The following is a 22,741-nucleotide window of genomic DNA, read 5'->3' as shown; positions in this document are numbered from 1 at the left end:
ACTACTATCTTTTTTAAAGTAACTCTTGTTTTTTCACTGAAGAGAACCTTGAACCACAGGCTGTTTTCTAACAAATTGTTGTTTAAACGAAAACAACCTAAAACCATATAAGCCAAAATGAAACCGGAGGAGTCCAAATGCTCACGTGGATAGTACAACGTTCTAAAGTATTCTTTATTATATTTTTTATGTTTGTGATTGTTGGTGTTTATACTTTTTCTACTTTACCTCAACGAGAAATTCCTGAAATATCATTTAATATAGGAACCGTAACAACAGTGTATCCTGGTGCGACGGTAGCTGATGTGGAGAGAGATATTACGAATCCCATTGAGTCTAGCTTATCATCTGTTGATGGGATAGAAGAGATAACTTCCTCATCTGCTGCAGGTATTTCGAACATTGTGATAACGATAGAAGAAGGGGAAAACAAAAATCAGGTTTTATCAGATATTAGGCAGGCTGTTGCTGAGGCATCTGCTAGTTTCCCAGATAATGTTCAGTCGCCTAATGTAAATGAAGTATCTGGCAGTACCCCTATTGTTTCTTATCATCTAGTAAGTGAGGAACGATCGGAGCTTCATCACCTTCATGATGAAATGACTCGTTGGAAAAATGAGGTGGAAAAGCTTACAGGTGTCGAAAGGGTAACTGTAAAAGGTGTATCAAGTTCCGAGCTATTATTATCATTTGATTCACAGTTATTAGGAGAAGCACGAATCGCCATTCCTGATGTGATTTCCGCAATTGAAGAAGAGTTCCAACCTACGCCTCTTGGAAAACATACGGTAAATGAAGAAATAGTTCAACTAAAGGTTGATAATTATCGTGATATTACTGATGTGGAAAATATTTTCTTACGTCAAGACTCTGATGGAAAGCCAATATATATAAAAGATGTCGGAACAGTTTCCCTTCAACCGAAAAAAACAGAAGATATTATAACAATCGAAGGTAAACCTTCTATTTCCTTCACAGCATTCGTTAAAGCTGGGGAAGACATTCCTACAGTGGATACAAGAGTCGAAGAAAAGGTAATGGAGCTTTCCCATGCATTACCTGACACTGTTGAAATTGTTCCATACTATTCACAAGCAAGTCTTGTAACAGAAATTTTTAAGGGGCTATTTTTATCGTTAGCAATTGCTGTTGGGGCAGTAATACTCACAGCATCATTGGGGTTAACAATTTCTGGAGCTATTGCTGTAGCATTAGCAGTTCCTACTTCTGTACTGATGGGATTAATCCCCCTTCCTCTTGCAGGAGTGGATTTAAATCAAATATCTATTATTGGAATAATCATTGCACTTGGTATTCTTGTAGACGACTCTATTGTTGTGAATGACAATATCGAACGTCATTTTAGAATGGGAGCCACTCGAATGAAGGGGGTTGTAGATGGAGTAAGGGAGATCTGGGTATCAATTGTTACATCAACCCTTGCCATTGTTTTTACCTTCTTACCTCTTGTTTTCTTGAGTGGTGGAAATGGTGCGTTTATTAGAGCTTTGCCTACCGTGTTAATTACTACAATATTAGCATCTACGATTGTTGCATTAATTCTTGTGCCAATATTACGCTTTTCCATTGGAAAACGTAACGTCAAATCGGAGAAATCATCACCAGGATTGTTAGGAAAACCGTTAGATTTACTTTCTAACATCTATGCTGACAAACTATTAAAGAAAGCTAGTAGACGTCCATTGCTTATTTCCGTAATTGGTCTGATACTAACAACGGCTACATTAGGTTTAGCTGCATTAACTCCTTTTGAATTTTTTCCAGCAGCTGACAGAGAAGAAGTGACGATTGATGTAACACTTCCAATTGGAACAACATTAGAAGATACGTATGAAACGTTGGAAAACATAACAGAATTTCTTTCCGGAGATGAAGGCGTAAAGGAGACAAGTATTTTTGCAGGAACTGGGTTACCGAACTTATTTAATAGTTCTCTTGATATATCTGGTGATTATACAGGTCAAATTGTCGTAAGAGTCGATCGTAAAAACCAAACGGCACAAGGATTCATTGAGCATTGGACAGGACCTTTAAGAGAAGAATTTACCGATGCAGTTATTTTTCTAGAAACAATTGAACAAGGTCCTCCGAGTGGAGCGCCCGTTACGGTAACTATTACAGGTCCAGCTTTAGAGGAACTGCTCGCAGTACGTGATAACCTACAAACAAAAATGATGGGAATAGGTGCAGAGTTAGTTCTTGATAATATTGGGAGTCCTGAACCAACCTATGTTTATGTTCCTATACGAGAGAGTTTAGAAGAAAATGGGGTAACCATCAATCAGATAAGTGAACAAATCCGGCTTATAACAGATGGAATACCATTCCGTACTTTTGATGATGGCACGAAAAGTATTGATTCCCGTATCGTAGTTGATGAGGTAGTTGAAGGTAACCCACTGGACTTACAAGAAATTGAGATCGTAATTCCACAGCAAGGGCCACCTCTCATGGTACCTCTGAATGAGTTAGTATCTATGGAGGAAGCGGAGGAATTGCAGAGGATTCCTCACCTGAACGGAGAACGGTCCATTGTCCTTCGTGCATTTCCAGGAGACGTAGAAGATTTTAAATCAAAAGTAACGGAAATAGTAGAAGAAGAAAGGGAGACCTTTACTAATGGTGAATATTCAATCCTGTTAGGTGGAGAAAATACCGATCAGGAAAATTTCTTCGCAGAGATAATCGTACTATTTATTATCGTAATTCTGCTGGTATACGTACTAATAGCGTTTCAATTTAATTCATTATCTATGCCTTTCTTAGTGTTGGTAGCAGTCTATTTAGCTATTGCCGGAGCCATTCTTGGATTATTTGTGACGCAAACACCAATTAGCTTTTTAGCTGTAATGGGAATGGTATCATTAACTGGAATTGTTGTTCGAAATTCTATCGTCTTGATTGACTTTATGGAAAAAGGAAGACAAAAAGGAATGGCAGTAACGGAGTCGGTTGTAGAATCAGGAAGAGCGAGATTGCGTCCCATAGTTTTAACTGCCATCACTTCTATTGTTGCCTTAATTCCAATTGCAGCATCAGGAGACGCATTATTTGCACCGCTTGCTGTTACCATTATTTCGGGTATCTTGTTCTCAACAATATTAACTCTACTTATCATTCCAATGCTCTATATCGTTTTTGTACAATATATGAAAAAAGAAAAGGTAACGAGTTAATATTAAAAATAATAAGCAAGAAGGTGTATTCTAGTGGATTACCCTAGGATACACCTTTTCTTCCATTTATCGAACTATCCGGCGATATTGTGATTTTGTAATATAATAAAATACTCCATAGATAACTGCGTAAACAGTGTACATAACGGCCGAAAAAGCTAAGACAGTAGGATAGGAGTTATCCACAGATATTATTTGTGTAAAGATCATTGTATCAGCTGCTTTCATGGCGAAAATGCTATGAATAATACCGATAACGAGTGGAATAAAGAATATCGGAAATAACCTTTTTGTAATCACCTTTTTCTCCGTGCTACTATCCATTCCAATTTTGCGAAGCATCTGAAACTGATGTTTTTCTTCCTCAGCAGCTACTACTTGTCGAAAATAGAGAAGACTCGCTGTCATAAGAATGAACACGACGCTCATAAAAAATCCAATAAAGCAAACTAATCCAAATGTTTCCATTGCTTCACTGAAATGGGTATACGCTGTACGATAACTGCCAACATTGCCACGTAAAACTGCTGTGAGATCATTATTTAGGTCTCTTGAAGATAAAGCATTGGAATAGTTAAAAACATGTGCGTTTGAACCCCTTGTAGATATATCTCCTGACTCTCTTAGTGATTCATAATCACTGTCATTAACAACAATAGTATGAAGAGCACCAAATGTTCCAATGTCTTCATTTATGATCGATGTAATTTCCAACGTTTTTTCTGAAAAATGTAACTCGTGGCCTATTATTGCTTCTTCTAGGTCATTTGAATAGTAGTTGCGAGCATATAAAGCTTTGCCTTCTTCTAACGTTATTAGAGGAATATCTTTTTTGGCGATGGATGTTAACGCCCAAAATTCTGATAAACTATAAATACGGAAGTAATTATCAGGGCCAAAATTGTAATGAATGTTTCCTCCAACTACATTGTTCGTTTTTGGGCTAGTTTCGTATAACGTAACAGTATGTTGATCTGTCACGGTGGTACCATACATATCAAAGGTATCATAAACCGAATCTAGAACATTTTCGTCAGCCCAATAATAATACATATCATAACCAATGGTATCGTATGTGTTATTTTCTACGTTACTATATAATGTGTAGCCAGTTGCAATGGCAGTTGTACCAACTGCAGATAAAACGGCAATGGTTGCCATTGTAGAAGAAATAGTGATTACTCTGTGCGACAAGAAGGAAGTAGCTATTAGGTTATCTCCTTGATAGTATGCATCTTTCTTGTTTTTTAAGAGGTGAATAAGCTTTGGTAGACCAACCCAAAAAAACATATAGGTTCCCAATATAACTAGTAACAAGATAAGTAAAGTAAAATTAGAAATTCGTTCCGGATCGTCTAACATAGTAGCTAAAGAATATCCAGTTCCAATCAAAGTAAGGGAAAATAGTAGTCCGATGTACGAGCCTTTTGTTTTTCCTTCTGAAAGCTTAGCCCCTTTAAATAGATCTACTAATTGAAATTTACTAATTACCCTTAAACCTGATAAACCCATAATGGAAAATATAATGAGAAATAGGATAACCGTAAGAAGTATGGATATGGGATCAATATAGAAGCTTATGTTCCCAGTAAATGTCTCTAATGTAATAGTTAACAGTATCATTGCTATTAATTTGGAGAAGAAAACTCCACTAGCAATTCCAATAATTAATGTAGCAACCCCAATAATCATTGTTTCTAAGAAAAGAAGTTTACCTATTTTTGCATTCGTCATTCCGAATAATGCATAAGTGGATATCTCTTTCTTTCTCGCTTTAATAAAACTATTATTAGAACTTAGTAAAAAGAAGAGAACAAAGATCATGATAATAACTCCAAAGCTTGTTAATAGAGCTTGGTAGCGGTCATCGTAAGTAAGAGCTTGTTTAATCTCTTCATTCTGTATAAGCGCTAAGAAAGAATAGGCGGTAAAAACACAAAAGGTGAGAGAAAAGAAGTACATCACATATTTTTTGAAATTAAGTTGGATATTCCGGAGTGCCATGGTGGAAAGTTTCATTTTCTTTCCCCTCCAAGAACAGTCATTACGTCAATAATAGAGTCAAAAAACTGTTTTTTATTCTCTCCAGAATATAATTCGTTATAAATCTCTCCATCTCGGATAAATAGTATTTTCTCACAATAACTTGCAGCAAAAACATCATGAGTTACAAGTAAGATGGTTGCGTTATATTCCTTATTAATATAAGTTAGTAAGTTTAATAAATCCTTACTTGATTTCGAATCTAAATTTCCTGTAGGTTCATCTGCTAGTATTAGTTTTGGTTTTGTTATTAATGCTCGACACGCAGCAGCTCGTTGTTGTTCTCCACCAGATACTTCATAGGGGTATTTATTAGCTACTTCTTTTATTCCTAGGTCTGTTATAAGGGGAAGGAGTTTTTCTTCCATCTGCTCCGTGCTAGCTCCTTGCAATGCTAGTGGTAAAAGAATATTTTCTTTTAGTGTCATTGTTTCTAGGAGATTATAATCCTGAAAGATAAATCCAATATTTTTCATTCGATGATTTGCAAGCTCTTTTTTTCCAAGTAATGCAATTTCATTTCCAGCCATTTCAAAGCTACCTGTAGTAGGCTTATCTATACTTCCTAAGATATTAAGTAGGGTCGTTTTCCCAGAGCCAGACGATCCCATTACACCAATGAATTCACCTTTATTCACTTGGAAAGTAATATTCTTTAAAGCTTGATACTGCTTCCCATTTTTCTTTGATCCATAAACTTTACTAATACTATCAACAGTCAATATCTGCATTGATATATCCCCCATCCATTTACGTGTATGAGATAACTATATCTCAGAATACAGACTCGTAAAATCGAATTACCTTACAGTTTTGGTGTTAAACTTACATTTTTGTCACATTATAAATTGTTTCGTTTTCTTGAAAAATAAGGCTAAATTGTACATATTCGTGAAGTGTTGATTGGACCGTTAACTCGTGTCCGAGTTGATCACTTAGTTTTTTTGCTATATATAATCCGTATCCTGTAGCTTTAAGTCCTGTTCGGTTTTGAGAAGAAGTGTACCCTTTTTTAAAAACTTGTCCAATGTCCTTATCAGAAATTCCAACTCCACTATTTTTAATAGAAACGATTGTCTTTGTCTCATCCGTTTTTGTCGTAATTTCGATGTATCCATTTTTGGGAGTATACTTAACTGCATTCGAAATAATCTGGGATAAAATGTAGCTGCTCCATTTTTCGTCGGTTAAAACCAAACATTCTTCTCCTGTAATGGAAATATTTATTTTTTTATAACTAAAAAAGCTAGAGTAACTTTTTAGGGCTGTGGAAATTAACTTCTTTGAACTAATATAGGAGATTTTATAATCATCTGAAAATCTATTTGTTTTTAGTTCGTAAAAAACTCTTTGTGCGGATTCCTCGATAGAAAATAATTCGGTATAAAGACGCTTATATACTTTGGGAGGAAGTTGATCTTCTTCCGTTTCTAACGTTAATTTAGCAGCGGAAATTGGTACCTTTACATCATGAAGCCATTTTGTGATAAAGTCTATTTCTGCCGATGCTTTAGTTCGGATTTCCCCTTTATACTTTTCAAAATCGAAAACAATTTGTTGAAGATGCTCAGCAAAATTTCTGTCTAATGGAAACGGAAATTCTTCTAACTCTTCAGTTGAACCTTTTAATTGAGCGAAGCGATTAATTTTCTCAAATCGAGATTTTATTACAAAATAATCAATGATGATATAAAAAAAAGTGAGTAATCCCCAGCCAGTCAGAATATAGGTAGCGTTCGAATCGGAAAGGTGGAGACTTTTGTCCAGTTTGTAAATAGTGAAAGCAAAGAGAAATGCAAGTAGAAGATAGGTAAAGGTAACCCAACGTTCTTTCACGTATTGGTGAACATTCATAGTAGCCGATATCCTTCCCCTTTTATAGTTTTAATATAGTCTTCCAATCCGAGTGCTACTAGTTTTTTTCTTAACCGATTCACGTTTACCGTTAACGTATTATCGTCAACAAAGCTTTCATCATCCCATAAAGCTTTGATTAGTCTTGTCCGAGATACAACATTACCTTGATTCTGAATGAGCACTGATAATATTCGAAATTCATTCCGAGTTAATTCCATTTCTTTTTCACGGTAAATAACTAATTGTCGATCCATATGTAATAGTAAATCTTTATATTGCAGGATATGTAAGTCTTTATCTGTATAAGCATATGTACGACGAAGAATTGCCTGTATTTTAGCAATAAGTAAGTCCATGGAAAAAGGTTTTTCAATATAGTCATCTCCCCCTTGGGAAATAGCACGAATTTTATCGCCATCACCATCTCGTGATGAGATAAAAATAATAGGAACATTGGAGAGTTCTCTAATTTTTGCACACCAATAAAAGCCATCATAAAACGGTAAGTTAATATCAAGTAAAATGAGTTGAGGTTGGAAGTTTGAATAATCAGAGAGTACATTATGGAACTCTGTTATTTTTTTTGGAAGATACCCCCACTTTATCAGTCTATCTTCTATAATGGAGGAAATGGTGTTATCGTCTTCAATAATTAGTATTTTATACATAAGATGTATCTCCTTTCGAGAAAAACAAACAAAGAAGGACTATCACTCAATTCTATTGTTTTACTAAATAAATTTATTGTATCACTAGTATTATAGTATAAGACTTTTGAAGTTGTTGGAAGAGTAAGTCATTCGAATTTAGATAGCATTTTTTGTAAGAGAAAGGAAATACATGTGTAAGTATAGAAATATATTATACTTTAAGAATGTTTCACTTCATAGAAGGAGTAAAGTATAGAAAACGTAGGATTACGCCATAAGCTAATTTTTTCTAATAATTTTACAAGAATATGAATCTTTTATAGCGAATGAAACGTTTAAAAAGAAAGAGATACTTTTCTTAGGGGGAAGAGGGATGTTACCAAGATCAAATGTTATAGGACGTGTCTTATTTTTTATTGGAATATTCTTAATGATTGTACACTTTATTGCGGGAATTTATTTTGGAAGTATTCCTTATCAATATGAACAGGTTTGGTCTACTACATTTATGTGGTGGATTGCCGGATTTGTTAGTGGGATGTTATTCATTGGTTTTTCTGAAATTATCGAATTATTGCAGAGAATGTTAGGGCAACAAAAAGGCAATACCGTGAATGTTCAGGAAAAAGAAAAACCAGCCACTAATCATATTGAACAACCAGTTTCGAAAGAGGAAATTGTTAATGAATTAGGAGAAAATACAACCAATCAAATTTATGAACTATATGAAATGCAAAACAAAAGAATTGAAGAAATAATCCTTACCCCGTTCGAGAAAAAAATTCTTGTTAAATCAGTAAGAGAAGGGGAGTTTGTATCCGTAATAGAGGTTGTTTCCACTACGGGGAACGATGCAATTAATTCTACTATAGAAAAACATCCAGAATTAAAAGAGTGGTATAAGGAGAATAAGAAGAATTAATACTATAAAGGAAGGGCACACTAGGAAATTTGATTTATTTATATTTCTAGTCCCCTTTAGGGAGTGCAATCGAAAATGAGTATTCAACTTGCTATTGTTGCTAGTGTTATTTTAATGGGGATTATTTCCTATGTAACATATCTTTTTAGTAAGAGGTCCTCACATAAGCTTGTAAAGTTTATTCCTGCTATAACAGCTATAACTGGAATTATATTCTTCTATATTAAGCTTCAGTTCATCTCTCAAGGCTATGACGTGATATATGATATGATTGCTATTATCCTGTTATCTGTTGTTCTAGGCTTCTCTTTGATCGGTGCGCTAATCATTGAACTAATACAATGGAAAAAACCAAGGCACCACTAAATCTTCTGTGTGTTTGGAGGTAAAAATGATCTTACCACATTGCTCGATGTGTAATTATCAATTTAAATGGAAGGAACTTTTATTCATGATGGGGATGAAAAGATGCCCAAAATGTGGAGAAACGCAATATGTTACTGCGAAAAAAAGACGACAAGCTGCTTGGTGTGGACCTGTTATTGTCACTCTTATGTTTGTACTGCAAACGCTGTTTAGTCTTACTATGCAATCACTTGTGGTTGTAGGACTAGTATTAATAATCGTTGGTGTTACAGTAAGTCCGTTTATGTACGAATTCACGGAAAAAGAAGAACCCTTATTCTAATAATTTACTACGTAGGTTAATTAACTAGTATAATAAATCGCGGTCTCTTTAGGAGATCGCGATTTTTATTACTATAACATCACTAATAAAGTGATAATATACACGATAATGAGTAATATCCCAATCCCTAATAAGGTGATAGCGAGATTTTTACTACTCTTTTTAAGTAGAAGAGCAATACCAATTCCTCCGAAAATCCCAGCCAGTAAGAACAATCCAATTCCAATAAATACAACAATTATTTCTGATGGCATACAGTATTCCCCCAATAACCTTAACGTCATTTCTCCGCTATAAATTATACTATAGTTTTTAGTTAATAAGGTATATTCAGTTTTTAACAATAGGAATTATTGCTGAGCAAGCAAGTTCAAATTGAATTTTTCACACATTGTTAATAATGAAAACGGCTTCTATATGTCTTGATTTTGACATTTTTTTATTTCTGATATCTTTATCCTTTTTTTCTGGTAAATTAAGAATACTTTTAATCAATAACATAGAAAAGGGGATAAGCATATGGAACATGCTGCTCTTTTACAAGTAGAGGCATTGGCCTTAAAAAAACAAAAAATATATAACCAAAGCCGAATTCGATACTTACTTCGCTCTATTCTTGCTAGTCTATTTATTGGCTTTGGAGTTATCGTGGCTTTCAAAACTGGGAATTTATTTTATCTAGAAGATTCTCCATTCACATACCCTATGGCTGCCATGACATTTGGAGCTGCAATCATTTTAATAGCATATGGAGGAGGAGACTTATTTACGGGGAACACGTTTTACTATACGTATGCCTCATTACAGAAGAAAATGGCCTGGTCTGAAGTTCCTAAGTTATTAACAATGAGCTATATTGGTAATTTTTTAGGTGCTATAGCTTTTGCACTACTTATATACTTTTCGGGTCTCTTTAATGAGCACTCTGTTAATAGTTTCTTGTTCAAAGTTGTGGATCAAAAAATGAATACTCCCTGGTTTGAGTTGTTCTTTCGTGCTATTCTTTGTAACTGGTTAATTTGTCTAGCTTTCTTTATTCCAATGAACTTGAAATCTGAGGGAGCAAAAATTTTTACAATGGTTCTTCTCGTTTTCTGCTTTTTTATCTCTGGCTATGAACATAGCATAGCTAATATGTGTACTTTTGCCATTGCGTTAGTATTAAATCATCCAGAAACAATTAGTTTTAGTGGCATGATTCATAATCTTGTTCCGGTTACACTTGGTAACATTATTGGTGGGAGCTTGTTGATGGGGGCGTTTTATCATTACGTGAACAAATCTAAATTAGAGGAAGATTTAAAAGAAATTAGAGTAGTAGAATCAAAAGTATCTAGCAATTAAATATAAGCTGAAACTCATTCTATTCATAGTCTGGAGTTCAGCTTTTTTTATTGGAGTTTATCTATCCTCCTTCAAAAGAGCTACATTTTACATAGAAAAAGTTTGTATATATGTTCTTCGGGAAATTCTTCTGTGTTACTCATTCATATGGTAAAATAGGGAAAAACATATCACGAGGTCTATGAGCAAGTAACGCCTATAGGAGCTAGGGTGACATAAGATTCTTTGTTTTTGTCTACTCTCATAAAGCTTTATCTCCCTATACGTGATAATAAGTGTTAAGATGAAAAGTAGATATCAATTTATAGTTTGGAAATGTCAGGACTGAATAAAGGAGTAATACATATGATAGATAAGATTTTTTCGGAAATTTATAATTGGTCAAAAGCAATTATATTTGCATTTGTTTTTGCAGTATTAATTAATGTCTTTGTTGTTCAACCTTATACAGTGGATGGGAGTTCGATGGAACCAACTTTAAATGGTATTGATCACTATGATGATGAAAAAAAGGGTGATCGAGTAGTCGCATTTAAAACTCCATTTATTCTAGGGAGTTCACCGAAAGCTGGTGATATTGTGATTGTTAATAGTGAAGTTGACAATCAAAGAACATGGAAGGACTTGTTTTTAGAAAGCCCCGTGTTAGCACTTTTTATTGACTCAGATAATAAGGAAACTAATATTTGGATTAAGCGGGTTATCGGTGAACCAGGGGATACTTTGGAAGTTAGGAACGGTTATGTTTATCGAAATGGAACGTTACTAAACGAGGACTATATCAAAGAAGAAATGTTTGGAAACATTCCCGAGTTTATCGTACCTGAAGACACTGTTTTTGTAATGGGTGATAATCGAAACGGAAGCAAAGACAGTAGAAGTGTTGGCCCGATTCCTACTGATAATGTTATTGGAAAAGTAATTTTTAGATATTTTCCTTTTGAAAAAATGGATTATTTTAATTGATAATTTTACATTAGTTTTTGAGTTTCCCGGGAAATATGGAGTGTAAAACAAAGGGAGAACTAGTGAACTCGATACTAAAAAAGTATTAATTTGAAGGAGTACTTATGGTTAGAAAAGGGGTATTTTGGAAGTTTTCCATTGTCTTAAAAGTTTTTATTGTTCTCATTTTCTCATTTGTCGTTTGGTTTGCAGTGCATACCATAATCATTGTCCTTGATGGTATGAGTGATGATTTTAAAAATACAGATGTAGCAGTAGTTTTAGGCAATAAAGTGGAACTTGATGGGCAACCCTCTGAACGATTACAGGCTAGGCTAAATAAAGCAAGCAGTTTATACAATGATGGGTATTTCGAACATATTATTGTGAGTGGTGGAGTAGGGATAGAAGGATATGATGAAGCTGTCATTATGAAAGAATATTTAATCAAGCTGGGTGTTCCAGAGCAATTTATTATCTTGGATAGTAATGGATATACTACTTTCATGACAGCGGAAAACACGAAACAGATTCAAGAAGAAATGGGCTTTACCTCTATAACTGTAATATCTCAATATCATCATATAACAAGAACAAAACTAGCTTTCAAGAAAGTAGGTTTTGAAGAAGTATATTCAGGTTATGCGGAGTTTTATGAGCTGAGAGATGTTTATTCCGTTGTTCGTGAATTTTTCGCTTATTATAAGTATCTCCTAAAATAATTAGCGATTCTCGAAAGGTCATATTATTAAGGTGAAAGATCATCCTATACATCTCTTAGTTAATTCATAAGGAGGCAAACTGTGAAACGAAAAAATGACTTTTATCCTTAGCAGTAATAGCTTTCTATATGATTTTAGGTTATGTTTTCAATATAGAAGTATTGAAGATTGTTTAAATAAAAGCTAATTCTCAAAGTGTCAGTATTATTGGGCTAATCATTTGTCTTCTTACTATCATCGTAGTTCATCGATTTATTATTATGAAAACGAAACAGGAAGAAGAGTAACCCTTTTATATCTGTATGAAACCTTTTTTTGTGTTTAATGCTTAAAATGAATAAATAGAATAAATTCAGATAATGGGGAGGAGAACAATGGAGATATTTATTGGGGCTATTATCCTATTAGGAATTTATATATTGTTTAATTATATTATGGGTTATCGTAAAAATCAAATTGTTATAGACTTTGAAGAGCGTTATGTGAACGTGCATGAACATATGGAAGCAATTCAGGCAAAACTTGAGACTCAAGGTAGAAAGGTAGAGCAAAATGGTGTAAGAGGCTTATTAATAGACAATAGGCCATATTTTTTTATAGAGAGAACCATTAATATGGGAGGAATTCCGATGCAACGGACTATCCTTGTACCTGAGAAAAAGGAATAGTGGGATAATATTTTCGTGCAATTTAGATTGGTATTCAAGGTTATATAGCCTTATCGACGTAGACGATAAGGAGAACAATACAATAGGTTAATAGATTACTAACCAGATTACGTGATCATAAGTCGAAAAATCATTCTCCGTTCCTCCATAACATGTGTTTCTTGTTTATTTATGATAAAATAAACGAGGATGGTGATGGATGTATGCATTGGAAGAAATATTTTATTTTGTTGGCGTTTTTCATTCCGATAGTAATTATCATAGCAAATTTTTTGCCTGAAGGAATACAAACGTTTGCCTTCATGTTTGCAATTATTGGATATTTTGTTCTCTACTATAAATGGATTCATATGGAGAATAAAAAGAAAGAACAAAACAATTAATAATAAAAAACAAGAAGGTGTTACCTATAAGTGAAATAACATATAGGTAACCCTCTTTTATGCTTTTTAAAAATAAGGAGTTCTTTGAAAGCTTTCATAGAGTTCCATTTCTTCTTCTCTTGTTAGTGGAGCATCTAATTCAAAAAATGGTCCATTTTTAATGGCATCTTTCGGTAGATCCACGACGAGCCTTTTGTCTGTCCAAGAAATAGAATTTATCCAGTCAACGGAAAGAACCACAAATTTCCCTGCTAGTAAATTCTTGGTTTCAACTACAAAATAACGAACCTTCCAACTGTCATCAGAGATCATAAAGTCAGATACATGACCTATCTCGCCATCAGTTGCTTGAATAGTGTACCCAGTAAAATCTCCCTTTATATCATTAACACTTCGTAATTTTCTTTCATCCTCTTGTTCTGGTGTTAGTTTATCCACTTCTGTTTCTGTTGTATTTCCTAACTCATGTGGGGTATTAAAATCTCCCCATAGTCTATTATTATCAAAATAGCTCCAATAATGTGGCCAACCAAAGTGGGCATGTAAAAGTATTTCATGTTTTCTTGAAATAGGTTCATGTTCTTCTAGACTTGGACTGTCCTTAATACTTTCTTTTGTTTCCAGGATATTTACCATCCCATTCTCAAAGTCTACACTATCAAAGGAAATGGGAGATACTAATACTTTTCTTCCTGGTAACCATTTCCTAGTATCAATAACTAAATATCGGATGACCCAATTATCTTCATCGAAATAAATATCTTTCACTTTTCCTAGTTCACCATCAGTGGCTTGTACATTATATTCTAGAATTCTAGATGCAAATGTTAACATAATTAGCCTCCTATACTGCTAGTAATGGTATTACCGTATACTTTTCTGTAACCTAGTTATAGGAAACTTAAACATAGGATAATCAAAGCCGGAAGAATAATATTCTACATTTCAACTATCTTGATGAGACTTATGAAGTAGTATCTGACTAATCAAAGCTAAAATGGGAAGTTCTAATAATGGACCAATTACTAATGTTAAGGCAATGAGAGGTTGTTCTGGAAATGCAGTCATCGCGATTGCCAAGGCAATTGGTGAATTCCGAGCCAAGGTGGAAGAAATTAACCATCCATCTGTATAATAATATATTACTATTATTAGAAGAGTAGGGAAAAGATAATATATTTTTCTTAGTAGTAGAAGAGGTGGTTATATATGACGAATACTAATAATGATACTTTCACACATAAACAAGTAGCGGTGAATTGTTTTAATAAAGTTTGGACATATCTTGGTAAACAGGAGCGCACAGAAGAAGCTGAGTTAATGATCCACCTTAGCCACACATCTTTCTGGCATTGGTCACAAGTAGAAGACTATTCTTCGCAAAACTTATCAGTAACAGAGATCTACCTTTCGTATGCTTTTTTGTATAAAATATAGTAAGTGATTTTAAAAAGGATATTTACGTATTTTAAGGAACAGTTGATTAATGGAGGTTTTATTGATGGAAACTTGTGAACTTTGTGGTCGAAGTGAAGTCGAGACTACCGTACATCATTTAGTTCCAAAAGAAAAGGGTGGAACGTTTGGTGCAACAGCCAATCTATGCATTCCATGTCACAAACAAATTCATGCATTGTATACAAATGAAGAAATTGCTGCTCGTTTAACAACATTATTAGAACTTAGAACAGATGAAAAGTTAGCAAGTTTCATCAAGTGGATCCGAAAACAACCAGCAACGAAACTGATGAAAATACGAAAATCAAATGAGAGAAAAAGAAAGAAGAACTGAAGTATGGCTCTACTATGGGATAGAGTAAATTAGAAATCGTTATTGTTTCAAACCTATTGAAAAAGAGGGTTTGGATCTAAAGATATAGAAAATATATAATGGAAATAAATACGGGAGGTAAACGTGGAAAATGAATAGGGTAAATCTCATCACTCTAGGAACAAATGATATGGTAAAGTCACATGAATTCTTTAAACAACTTGGATTTGAAACATCCATTCGAGGTCCTGAGTCTAGTCCGTTTATTATTTTTTTTAGAAATGAAGGTTCGAGAATTGCATTATATCCAATTGAAGAGCTTGTAAAAGATGTGAATAGAGAAAATCCTCCGACTATATCAACCGGTTTTCCTGGATTAACTTTAGCATACAATGCAAAAACCATGGAAGAAGTAGACGAAGTTCTCCAGCGAGCTGAATTAGCAGGCGCAACAATTGTAAAACAACCTAAGAAAACGGATTGGGGAGGCTACGGTGGATACTTCACTGACCTTGATGGATATTATTGGGAAGTGGCGTATGGAGAAACCTGGGAGTTTGATGATGTTAACATGCTCGTAATTGAAGATGAGTAATCAAAATATATTTTTAAATGATCTATTTGTTGAGTATTCCATGTAAACTGGAATGCTCTTTTTTTGTCTATATTGAGAATTATTCATGACAAATGTCATTTCTTTTCATGACGAAATCCACTAATTCATAATTTCTCTCCAGTTTATACTGAAAGTACAACATACGGAGGTGAATAAAGATAATGGATATAATTATGAAAATAGAAGGTGTGACAAAAACATTTAAGAAAAATAAAGCAGTAGATGGAGTTTCTTTTAACATCAAGCAGGGAGAAGTAATTGCAATTCTTGGACCAAATGGAGCGGGGAAAACAACAACAATCATGATGATGCTTGGATTGTTAAACACCACTAGTGGTCAAATTAAGGTTTTTGGATTAGAACCGAAATCAAAAGAAGTTAGAGAAAGAGTAGGCGCAATGCTACAGGATGTGAGCGTTGTTGATGCCCTTACAGTTAAAGAGGTAATCAAACTGTTTAGAAGTTATTATCCTAACCCAATGTCGTTTCAAGAGCTTGTCGCTTTGACAGGTCTTAATGAAGAGGACTTGAAAAAGAAGTCTGAAAAATTATCTGGCGGACAAAAAAGACGACTAAGCTTCGCACTTGCTTTAGCTGGTGATCCTGATCTATTGTTTTTTGATGAACCTACAGTTGGAATGGATATCACTTCGCGAAACCTATTTTGGAAAACAATGAATGAATTAAAAGCTAGAGGAAAGACCATTATTTTTACAACTCACTATTTACAAGAAGCAGATGACACAGCAGAAAGAATTATTCTGTTTCATCAAGGGAAAATTGTGGAGGATGGTACACCAGCATATATAAAGGCAAAACTCGCAAAAAAATACGTATCGTTTACTTATAATAAACCGTTTATCAGAGAGGAACTTACTTCTCTTCCTTATGTTACTAATGTGTCTGAAAGAGATGGTAGGATTTTCTTAGAATCAGAAAATACAGATGAAGTATTGCGAGCTTTGTTCGAGAAGAGATATGCCATTTCTCAAATTGAAGTTGTACAAGGGAGATTAGAAGAAGCGTTTGAACAACTTACAGAAAAAAAGGAGGTTGTATAGATGAATGCAGTATTCATGCAATGTAAAGCAGAAGTTTTGAGAATACTTAGGAATCCTTATTATGTTTTTTGGTCATTAGCGATGCCGATTTTCTTTTATATATTATTTACTAAAATTTTTAATACAGGAATGGATGGCTTAGAAGAGTGGAGAGCACATTATCTGATGTCAATGACAACCTTCAGTGTGATGGGTTCAGGGATTATGACATTAGGAATACGATTGGTAGAGGAAAAGAAGCAAGGGTGGTCCATGTTTATGAAGATCACACCATTATCTGACTCTGCATATTTTTTTGCGAAAATGACAGGACAAACGGTTATTCATACATTCTCTATTATTGTCATTTTTTGTTCAGGAGCAATTATTAACGGTGTCTCCTTATCACTGACGGAATGGATATTTAGTGGACTTTGGATTTTAGCTGGATCTTCTGTGTTTTTAGCGATAGGCACTTTAATAGGAACGATGAATAAAGTGGATACAGCATCGGGAGTTAGTAATATTCTTTATATGGTGCTGGCAATATCAGGTGGAATGTGGATGCCGATGGATACTATGCCACCATTTATTCAATCAGTTGGACAATGGCTTCCATCGTATAATTATGGGAATGGTGCCTGGCAAATTATTCGTGGTAACACACCTGAGTTAATGAATATTCTAACATTAATAGGATATCTTTTCCTTTTCATGATATTATCTATGTATATTAGAAGAAATCAGGAAGTGAAGGTGTAAGTAATGATGGAAAAGAAGGAGAGATTTACCCTTTTTCCAAAACGGTATGGATATTTTCCCTATGTATTCCTTGTTTATTTATGCATGCCAGCATATTTTGTAGCTACAGAGCAAGGTGTGAAGATGGTTCTAGGTTGGGGATTGTTACTTTTATTCTTTATTAGTTATCGGCAACTATATTTTTTAATGGGGTTAAAAGGATTCACAACTTGGCTTATGTTACAAATAGGGGTTATTGTCATTCTTTCACTCTATTATAATATTAATAGTGTATTCTTAGGATTTTTCACCGCCAATTTTATTGGCTGGTATCAAGAGAATCGACAATTTCGGAATACATTTATTATTTTTGCTATTAGTATTTCTATACCGTTTATTCTTCAGTTTGATACGTTACGAAATGATGGGCTATATTATTATTTGATATATCTACTTATTATGTTTATTGCACCATTTGGAATCCGTTCTATGAATAGTCGAATGGAGTTAGAGCAAAAGTTAGATGAGGCAAATGAGCGAATTGAAGAATTGGTGAAACGGGAAGAAAGAATGCGAATTGCACGTGATTTGCATGACACGTTAGGTCATACACTCTCGTTAATTGCTTTAAAATCACAGCTAGTATCGAAACTGGTGAAAAAAGACATAGAGAAAGCGGAGTTCGAAGCAAAAGAAATTGAAAGAACCTCTCGAACAGCATTATCCCAAGTAAGAGAATTAGTTTCGGATATGAGAACAATAACAGTAGCGGAAGTATTAATAGAGTCAGAGTCTATATTGGCAGCTGCTAATATTCGATTTCATATACAGGGGGATATTCATTTACATCATATTCCAAGTGTTCCTCAAAATATCTTGAGTATGTGTTTGAAGGAATCAATAACTAATGTAGTAAAGCATAGTAATGCTAAGAATTGTTTTGTAAGAATTATGAAAAGCGTTGGGGAACTGAAAATTGTCGTGGAAGATGATGGAATTGGTTTTACTAAGATAAATACTATAGGAAATGGGTTACAAGGAATCTCAGAAAGACTAGAGCTAATTGACGGAGAAATGAAAATAGTAGATGGAAAGAGAACGCGACTCGAGTTCTCTGTACCTGTAATTGTAAAAGGTAGAAAGGTAGGGGCTTCCTAATGATTACAATTATTATTGCAGAAGATCAACGGATGTTAAGGGGAGCCCTAGGTTCTCTCCTGGATCTAGAGGACGATATAGAAGTAATTGGTCAAGCTGAAAATGGAAAAGAGGCTCTTGATCTTATTCTCTCTTTAAATCCAGATGTATGTATTATGGATATTGAAATGCCAGTATTGAATGGTTTAGATGTAGTAGAAAAATTAAAAGATACCAACAATGAATGTAAAATCATCATTTTAACAACTTTTGCCCGACCTGGTTATTTTGAACAGGCGATAAAATTGGATGTTCATGGATATTTATTAAAGGACGGTTCAAGTGATGAGCTAGCACAGTCAATACGACGGGTTATGAGTGGAAAACGTGAATTCGCTCCTGAGTTAGTTTTTGGGAGCATGAAAGAAGAAAATCCATTAACAACTCGTGAACGTGATATTCTAAAATTGGTGGCAGAGGGGAAGACTGCTAAGGAGATTTCTTTGCAATTATATTTATCTTCTGGCACAGTTAGAAATTATATGTCGGAGATTATACATAAACTAGAAGTTAAAAACAGAATGGAAGCTATTTCACTTGCTCAGAAAAAGGGGTGGCTATAGATCTTTTTATGAAATAGTTGACACAAGAAAACTATGTAGGATATAATTATCTCGAATTCGAGATAATTAGAAAAGGGTTGAAGAACTCATGGACGCACAGGAGAATAACTATTTAGAAGAGGAACTATCGTTAAAGTTGTTTGTTGTACTTACTCGTGCTTTACAATCGATTAAGAAACGAGTAGAAGAGGATATAAAAAGCTATGGATTAAACCCTACTGAATTTGGTGTCCTTGAGTTGATTTATAACAAAGGTGAGCAACCCATTCAAAGAATCGGTGAAAAGGTTCTTATTGCAAGCAGTAGTATTACGTATGTAGTGGACAAATTAGAAAAAAAACAGTACTTGAAAAGAAAGCCTTGTCCAAAAGACAGACGAATTACGTATGCTGTTCTAACAGAGGAAGGTACAGAATTAATGAGTCGTATTTTTCCTAGACATAGAGAAGCAATTAGGGAAATTTGTGTAGGTCTTGATTCTAAAGAGAAAGATTTTATGATTCATCAATTAAAAAAATTAGGGTATGCTGCTCAAAAACATAGCTAATTTTTTTGGTTATATATCTCGAAATCGAAATATATGAATTAAGCGTATTTGTGTGGACTTCCATGATTAAAAAAATGTAGGAAGGGTATAGAAGTGTGAAAACAAATAGTTAACGCATTACTATTTCATTACTAGTTGTAATCAGTTTGAGGTAATATCTCGACTTCGAGATATTTGAAGTGGAGTTATATATATAAATTACCTGAAATAACGGGGGTGTTTATATTTTTATTTGCTTACATTATGATTCATCGAAGTAGGCGTTGAATAAATGAGATTCTTTGAAAAAATACTTGGGAAGAAAACAAAGGAGATGGATACAATGGCAAACATAAAATTAGCGGTGATTTATTATAGTTCAACAGGTTCTAACTATACATTAGCAAAATGGGCAGAAGAAGGAGCAGCGTCTGCTGGAGCCGAAGTAAAAGTGTTAAAGATACCAGAATTAGCACCACAAGCGGCAATTGACTCAAATCCAGCATGGAAAAAACATGCTGAAGCAACTAAAAATGTTCCGGAAGTAACATTGGATGATCTTGAATGGGCAGATGCCATTATTTTTAGTGCACCAACTCGTTTTGGTAGTATGCCTGCACAAATGAGACAGTTTCTAGATACTACTGGTGGACTTTGGGCAAATGGAAAACTTGCAAACAAAGTAGTTAGTGCCATGTCATCTGCTAGTAATGCCCATGGGGGACAGGAAGCAACAATTCTATCATTATATACAACAATGTACCATTGGGGAGCTATTGTAGCGTCACCTGGTTATACAGATCCTGTGCAATTTGCAGCTGGTGGGAATCCGTATGGGGTGAGTGTAACAGTTGGTCAGGATGGGAAAATGCAAGAAGACGTAGAGGATGCTGCAAAGTATCAAGCGAAACGTACTGTAGAAGTTGCTAAATGGGTGAAAAAAGGGCAACAATAGTAGAAGAATGATGTATACGGTGTGTCATAATTTATGTTGGCACACCGTGTTTTTGGAAAGAACGAAGGTTGGATTAGAATAGAGATGGAATAATTCCCAGTTGGAGGAAAGCAAATGAACCAGTTAAAAGGTGCACATCATGTCACTGCAATTACAAGTAGTGCGGAAAAAAATTATGAATTTTTCACGTACACATTAGGAATGCGTCTAGTGAAAAAAACGGTAAATCAAGATGATATTCAAACATATCATCTGTTTTTTGCCGATGATACAGGTAGTCCAGGAACGGATATGACGTTCTTTGATTTTCCTGGAATACCAAAAGGTGTACATGGAACAAACGAAATTTCTAAAACTGCCTTTCGTGTTCCTAGTGATGCAGCATTAGATTATTGGGTAAAACGATTTGACAAATACAACGTAACTCATGCAGGAATAAAAGAGCAATTTGGTAAAAAGACATTGTCGTTTGTTGACTTTGATGATCAGCAATACCAACTTATTTCTGACGAAAAGAATACTGGAGTAGAGTCTGGAAGCCCTTGGAAAGATGGACCTGTTCCATCGGAATATGCAATTACCGGTTTAGGACCCATTTTTATTCGCATTGCAAACTTTGATTATTTTAAAGAAATGCTTGAGAAAGTTCTGATGTTTAAAGAGATCGGTCAAGAAGATTCTTTTCATTTGTTTGAGGTAGGAGAAGGAGGCAATGGTGCTCAGGTAATCGTTGAGCATAATTCTGTTTTACCACAAGCACAGCAAGGATTTGGCACAGTTCATCATGCGGCATTCCGAATCGAGGATCGCGAGGAACTAGATGCATGGGATCAGCGATTACAAAACTTTGGTTTCCAAACATCGGGATATGTGGATCGTTTCTTTTTTCAGTCTTTATATGCAAGAGTGGCACCTCAAATATTATTTGAATTTGCAACAGATGGCCCTGGTTTTATGGGAGATGAGCCATATGAAACTCTTGGTGAAAAACTATCTCTTCCTCCATTCCTGGAAAATAAGCGAGAGCAAATTGAAAAGATGGTACGCCCAATTGATACTGTTAGAAGTACGAGAAATATTCAAAAGGAATATTGATTTTTAGTAAAATTTTATACAGATTTTTATAGCGCTTCTCCATCTGAAGAGAAGCGCTTTTATTTTGATTAGATTTGTCAGTAAAAAAACATATTAAAAGAATCACAATTTAGCAAAAGTCAGAAAGTGTGGGGGGGAAGAAGTATATATGTAAGGTGGAGGGATATGAAGATAACAGGTTCCGTTACCTATCGCAAAACTATCATTTACGTACCAAAATGTAAGTGGAAATGTATATTAAATTGCGCTGTATTTTGCAGCGCTTTTTGTTTATAAAAAAATAACCTAGTTCAATATAAACCAAGTTATAACCTATATTTGTATTTTTTTTCTTCAACTAATCGGGTTTTGTTCAATAAACCACTCCTTATTCATGATTGGACCCAATCGGACTAATAAGGAAATCAGCAACATGGGTTGATATAATAGGGGGAGAAACTACCCTTATTTCCCCCTATCCAAGCTATATTCTAAAGCTTAAAAGGAAAATCTCCCCTTATTTTAAGTATCTTTGGTCACTCAATGAAGGAAAAATTTCGTTTGTTGTAAAATTCAATATTCACAATCATCCCCTTTAAGTGCTTAATTTCACAATCACTGTATTCTCACTACTATCATTTTAACGTAAAAAACATACTTTCTTTTGATAACAAGCGATAAAGATATCATTTCCATATTACATTATATTTCTATACACTCAATTAACATACAAAAATGTAGATTGAAATGTAAACATGCACTGGACAATGTCCCCCAACAATTTCGTGTGCAATTTACCATTAAAATAAAAGCAATTAAAAAGACAAAAGTGACTAGAA

At 34.4% G+C, this 22,741-nt stretch carries 25 protein-coding genes and 1 pseudogene; 19 read left to right on the top strand and 7 right to left on the bottom strand.

Features of this window, described 5'->3' with window-relative positions; all coding sequences use genetic code 11:
* Positions 1 to 137: 137 nt before the first annotated feature.
* Positions 138 to 3,197, top strand: coding sequence for an efflux RND transporter permease subunit (locus ACERII_RS00330; RefSeq protein WP_373639392.1), 3,060 nt, complete (start codon positions 138 to 140; stop codon positions 3,195 to 3,197).
* A 66-nt stretch (positions 3,198 to 3,263) separates the two neighbouring features.
* On the opposite strand, the gene ACERII_RS00325 is transcribed toward ACERII_RS00330, so the two are convergent.
* The 4 genes from ACERII_RS00325 to ACERII_RS00310 all read right to left on the bottom strand — a co-directional run bounded on the left by ACERII_RS00325 (position 3,264) and on the right by ACERII_RS00310 (position 7,765).
* Complete coding sequence (locus ACERII_RS00325; protein WP_373639391.1) at positions 3,264 to 5,216, bottom strand: ABC transporter permease; 1,953 nt, start codon at positions 5,214 to 5,216, stop codon at positions 3,264 to 3,266.
* Positions 5,213 to 5,971 carry an ABC transporter ATP-binding protein gene (locus tag ACERII_RS00320; RefSeq protein ID WP_373639390.1) on the bottom strand — a complete coding sequence of 253 codons (759 nt, stop codon included), beginning with the start codon at positions 5,969 to 5,971 and terminating at the stop codon, positions 5,213 to 5,215. The genes ACERII_RS00325 and ACERII_RS00320 overlap by 4 nt, the downstream gene beginning before the upstream one ends.
* 94 nt (positions 5,972 to 6,065) lie before the next feature.
* Positions 6,066 to 7,094 (bottom strand): ATP-binding protein, encoded by a 1,029-nt coding sequence (locus ACERII_RS00315; RefSeq protein WP_373639389.1) that lies wholly within the window; start codon positions 7,092 to 7,094, stop codon positions 6,066 to 6,068.
* Positions 7,091 to 7,765 carry a response regulator transcription factor gene (locus tag ACERII_RS00310; protein ID WP_373639388.1) on the bottom strand — a complete coding sequence of 225 codons (675 nt, stop codon included), beginning with the start codon at positions 7,763 to 7,765 and terminating at the stop codon, positions 7,091 to 7,093. Before ACERII_RS00310 ends, ACERII_RS00315 begins: the two co-directional genes overlap by 4 nt.
* A gap of 355 nt (positions 7,766 to 8,120) precedes the next feature.
* On the opposite strand from ACERII_RS00310, the gene ACERII_RS00305 reads away from it, so the two are divergent.
* The 3 genes from ACERII_RS00305 to ACERII_RS00295 all read left to right on the top strand — a co-directional run bounded on the left by ACERII_RS00305 (position 8,121) and on the right by ACERII_RS00295 (position 9,357).
* A complete protein-coding gene (locus ACERII_RS00305) occupies positions 8,121 to 8,669 on the top strand; it encodes a hypothetical protein (RefSeq protein WP_373639387.1) in 549 nt (182 codons plus the stop codon).
* A 75-nt stretch (positions 8,670 to 8,744) separates the two neighbouring features.
* Entirely contained in the window at positions 8,745 to 9,035 is a 291-nt protein-coding gene (locus ACERII_RS00300; RefSeq protein WP_373639385.1) for a hypothetical protein, read from the top strand.
* 25 nt (positions 9,036 to 9,060) lie between these two features.
* Entirely contained in the window at positions 9,061 to 9,357 is a 297-nt protein-coding gene (locus tag ACERII_RS00295; protein ID WP_373639383.1) for a TIGR04104 family putative zinc finger protein, read from the top strand.
* A 71-nt stretch (positions 9,358 to 9,428) separates the two neighbouring features.
* Here the strand turns inward: ACERII_RS00295 and ACERII_RS00290 are convergent, their stop codons facing one another.
* Positions 9,429 to 9,611 carry a hypothetical protein gene (locus ACERII_RS00290; protein WP_373639381.1) on the bottom strand — a complete coding sequence of 61 codons (183 nt, stop codon included), beginning with the start codon at positions 9,609 to 9,611 and terminating at the stop codon, positions 9,429 to 9,431.
* A gap of 265 nt (positions 9,612 to 9,876) precedes the next feature.
* On the opposite strand from ACERII_RS00290, the gene ACERII_RS00285 reads away from it, so the two are divergent.
* The 5 genes from ACERII_RS00285 (at position 9,877) to ACERII_RS00265 (ending at position 13,419) form a co-directional block, all read left to right on the top strand.
* Positions 9,877 to 10,701, top strand: coding sequence for a formate/nitrite transporter family protein (locus ACERII_RS00285; protein WP_373639379.1), 825 nt, complete (start codon positions 9,877 to 9,879; stop codon positions 10,699 to 10,701).
* A gap of 345 nt (positions 10,702 to 11,046) precedes the next feature.
* Positions 11,047 to 11,667: a signal peptidase I gene (lepB, locus tag ACERII_RS00280; protein ID WP_373639378.1), complete on the top strand. Its 621-nt coding sequence runs from the start codon at positions 11,047 to 11,049 to the stop codon at positions 11,665 to 11,667.
* A gap of 104 nt (positions 11,668 to 11,771) precedes the next feature.
* Positions 11,772 to 12,368, top strand: coding sequence for a YdcF family protein (locus tag ACERII_RS00275; RefSeq protein ID WP_373639377.1), 597 nt, complete (start codon positions 11,772 to 11,774; stop codon positions 12,366 to 12,368).
* A 374-nt stretch (positions 12,369 to 12,742) separates the two neighbouring features.
* On the top strand, positions 12,743 to 13,036 hold the full coding sequence (locus tag ACERII_RS00270; protein WP_373639376.1) for a hypothetical protein: 294 nt from the start codon (positions 12,743 to 12,745) through the stop codon (positions 13,034 to 13,036).
* 203 nt (positions 13,037 to 13,239) lie between these two features.
* Complete coding sequence (locus ACERII_RS00265) at positions 13,240 to 13,419, top strand: hypothetical protein (RefSeq protein WP_373639375.1); 180 nt, start codon at positions 13,240 to 13,242, stop codon at positions 13,417 to 13,419.
* Between the two features lie 66 nt (positions 13,420 to 13,485).
* On the opposite strand, the gene ACERII_RS00260 is transcribed toward ACERII_RS00265, so the two are convergent.
* Both ACERII_RS00260 and ACERII_RS00255 read right to left on the bottom strand, forming a co-directional pair.
* On the bottom strand, positions 13,486 to 14,253 hold the full coding sequence (locus tag ACERII_RS00260) for a PRC-barrel domain-containing protein (protein ID WP_373639374.1): 768 nt from the start codon (positions 14,251 to 14,253) through the stop codon (positions 13,486 to 13,488).
* Between the two features lie 111 nt (positions 14,254 to 14,364).
* Positions 14,365 to 14,532 (bottom strand): annotated as a pseudogene (locus ACERII_RS00255) (arsenic resistance protein); the annotation flags it as partial.
* 96 nt (positions 14,533 to 14,628) lie between these two features.
* Between ACERII_RS00255 and ACERII_RS00250 the strand changes: the two are divergent.
* The 10 genes from ACERII_RS00250 (at position 14,629) to ACERII_RS00205 (ending at position 21,923) form a co-directional block, all read left to right on the top strand.
* The gene (locus tag ACERII_RS00250; RefSeq protein ID WP_373639373.1) at positions 14,629 to 14,856 is read left to right on the top strand and encodes a hypothetical protein; all 228 of its coding nucleotides are present in this window, start codon (positions 14,629 to 14,631) and stop codon (positions 14,854 to 14,856) included.
* A gap of 64 nt (positions 14,857 to 14,920) precedes the next feature.
* Positions 14,921 to 15,211, top strand: a complete 291-nt coding sequence (locus ACERII_RS00245) for an HNH endonuclease (protein ID WP_373639372.1) — start codon at positions 14,921 to 14,923, stop codon at positions 15,209 to 15,211.
* 130 nt (positions 15,212 to 15,341) lie between these two features.
* Complete coding sequence (locus ACERII_RS00240; protein ID WP_373639371.1) at positions 15,342 to 15,785, top strand: VOC family protein; 444 nt, start codon at positions 15,342 to 15,344, stop codon at positions 15,783 to 15,785.
* A 182-nt stretch (positions 15,786 to 15,967) separates the two neighbouring features.
* A complete protein-coding gene (locus ACERII_RS00235; protein ID WP_373639370.1) occupies positions 15,968 to 16,867 on the top strand; it encodes an ABC transporter ATP-binding protein in 900 nt (299 codons plus the stop codon).
* On the top strand, positions 16,868 to 17,608 hold the full coding sequence (locus ACERII_RS00230) for an ABC transporter permease (RefSeq protein WP_373639369.1): 741 nt from the start codon (positions 16,868 to 16,870) through the stop codon (positions 17,606 to 17,608).
* A gap of 6 nt (positions 17,609 to 17,614) precedes the next feature.
* Positions 17,615 to 18,745: a sensor histidine kinase gene (locus ACERII_RS00225; protein ID WP_373639368.1), complete on the top strand. Its 1,131-nt coding sequence runs from the start codon at positions 17,615 to 17,617 to the stop codon at positions 18,743 to 18,745.
* Positions 18,745 to 19,347: a response regulator transcription factor gene (locus tag ACERII_RS00220; protein WP_373639367.1), complete on the top strand. Its 603-nt coding sequence runs from the start codon at positions 18,745 to 18,747 to the stop codon at positions 19,345 to 19,347. The genes ACERII_RS00225 and ACERII_RS00220 overlap by 1 nt, the downstream gene beginning before the upstream one ends.
* An 88-nt stretch (positions 19,348 to 19,435) precedes the next feature.
* The gene (locus ACERII_RS00215; RefSeq protein WP_373639366.1) at positions 19,436 to 19,894 is read left to right on the top strand and encodes a MarR family winged helix-turn-helix transcriptional regulator; all 459 of its coding nucleotides are present in this window, start codon (positions 19,436 to 19,438) and stop codon (positions 19,892 to 19,894) included.
* Between the two features lie 322 nt (positions 19,895 to 20,216).
* On the top strand, positions 20,217 to 20,828 hold the full coding sequence (wrbA, locus tag ACERII_RS00210) for an NAD(P)H:quinone oxidoreductase (protein ID WP_373639365.1): 612 nt from the start codon (positions 20,217 to 20,219) through the stop codon (positions 20,826 to 20,828).
* Between the two features lie 114 nt (positions 20,829 to 20,942).
* Positions 20,943 to 21,923, top strand: a complete 981-nt coding sequence (locus tag ACERII_RS00205; RefSeq protein WP_373639364.1) for a ring-cleaving dioxygenase — start codon at positions 20,943 to 20,945, stop codon at positions 21,921 to 21,923.
* Positions 21,924 to 22,741: the final 818 nt, after the last annotated feature.

It is taken from the genome of Evansella sp. AB-rgal1 (assembly GCF_041820985.1).
In the GTDB taxonomy this organism is placed as follows: domain Bacteria; phylum Bacillota; class Bacilli; order Bacillales; family Salisediminibacteriaceae; genus Evansella.
The sequence above is the reverse complement of the archived record's forward strand: the minus strand, read 5'-3'. Positions and strand labels throughout refer to the sequence as shown.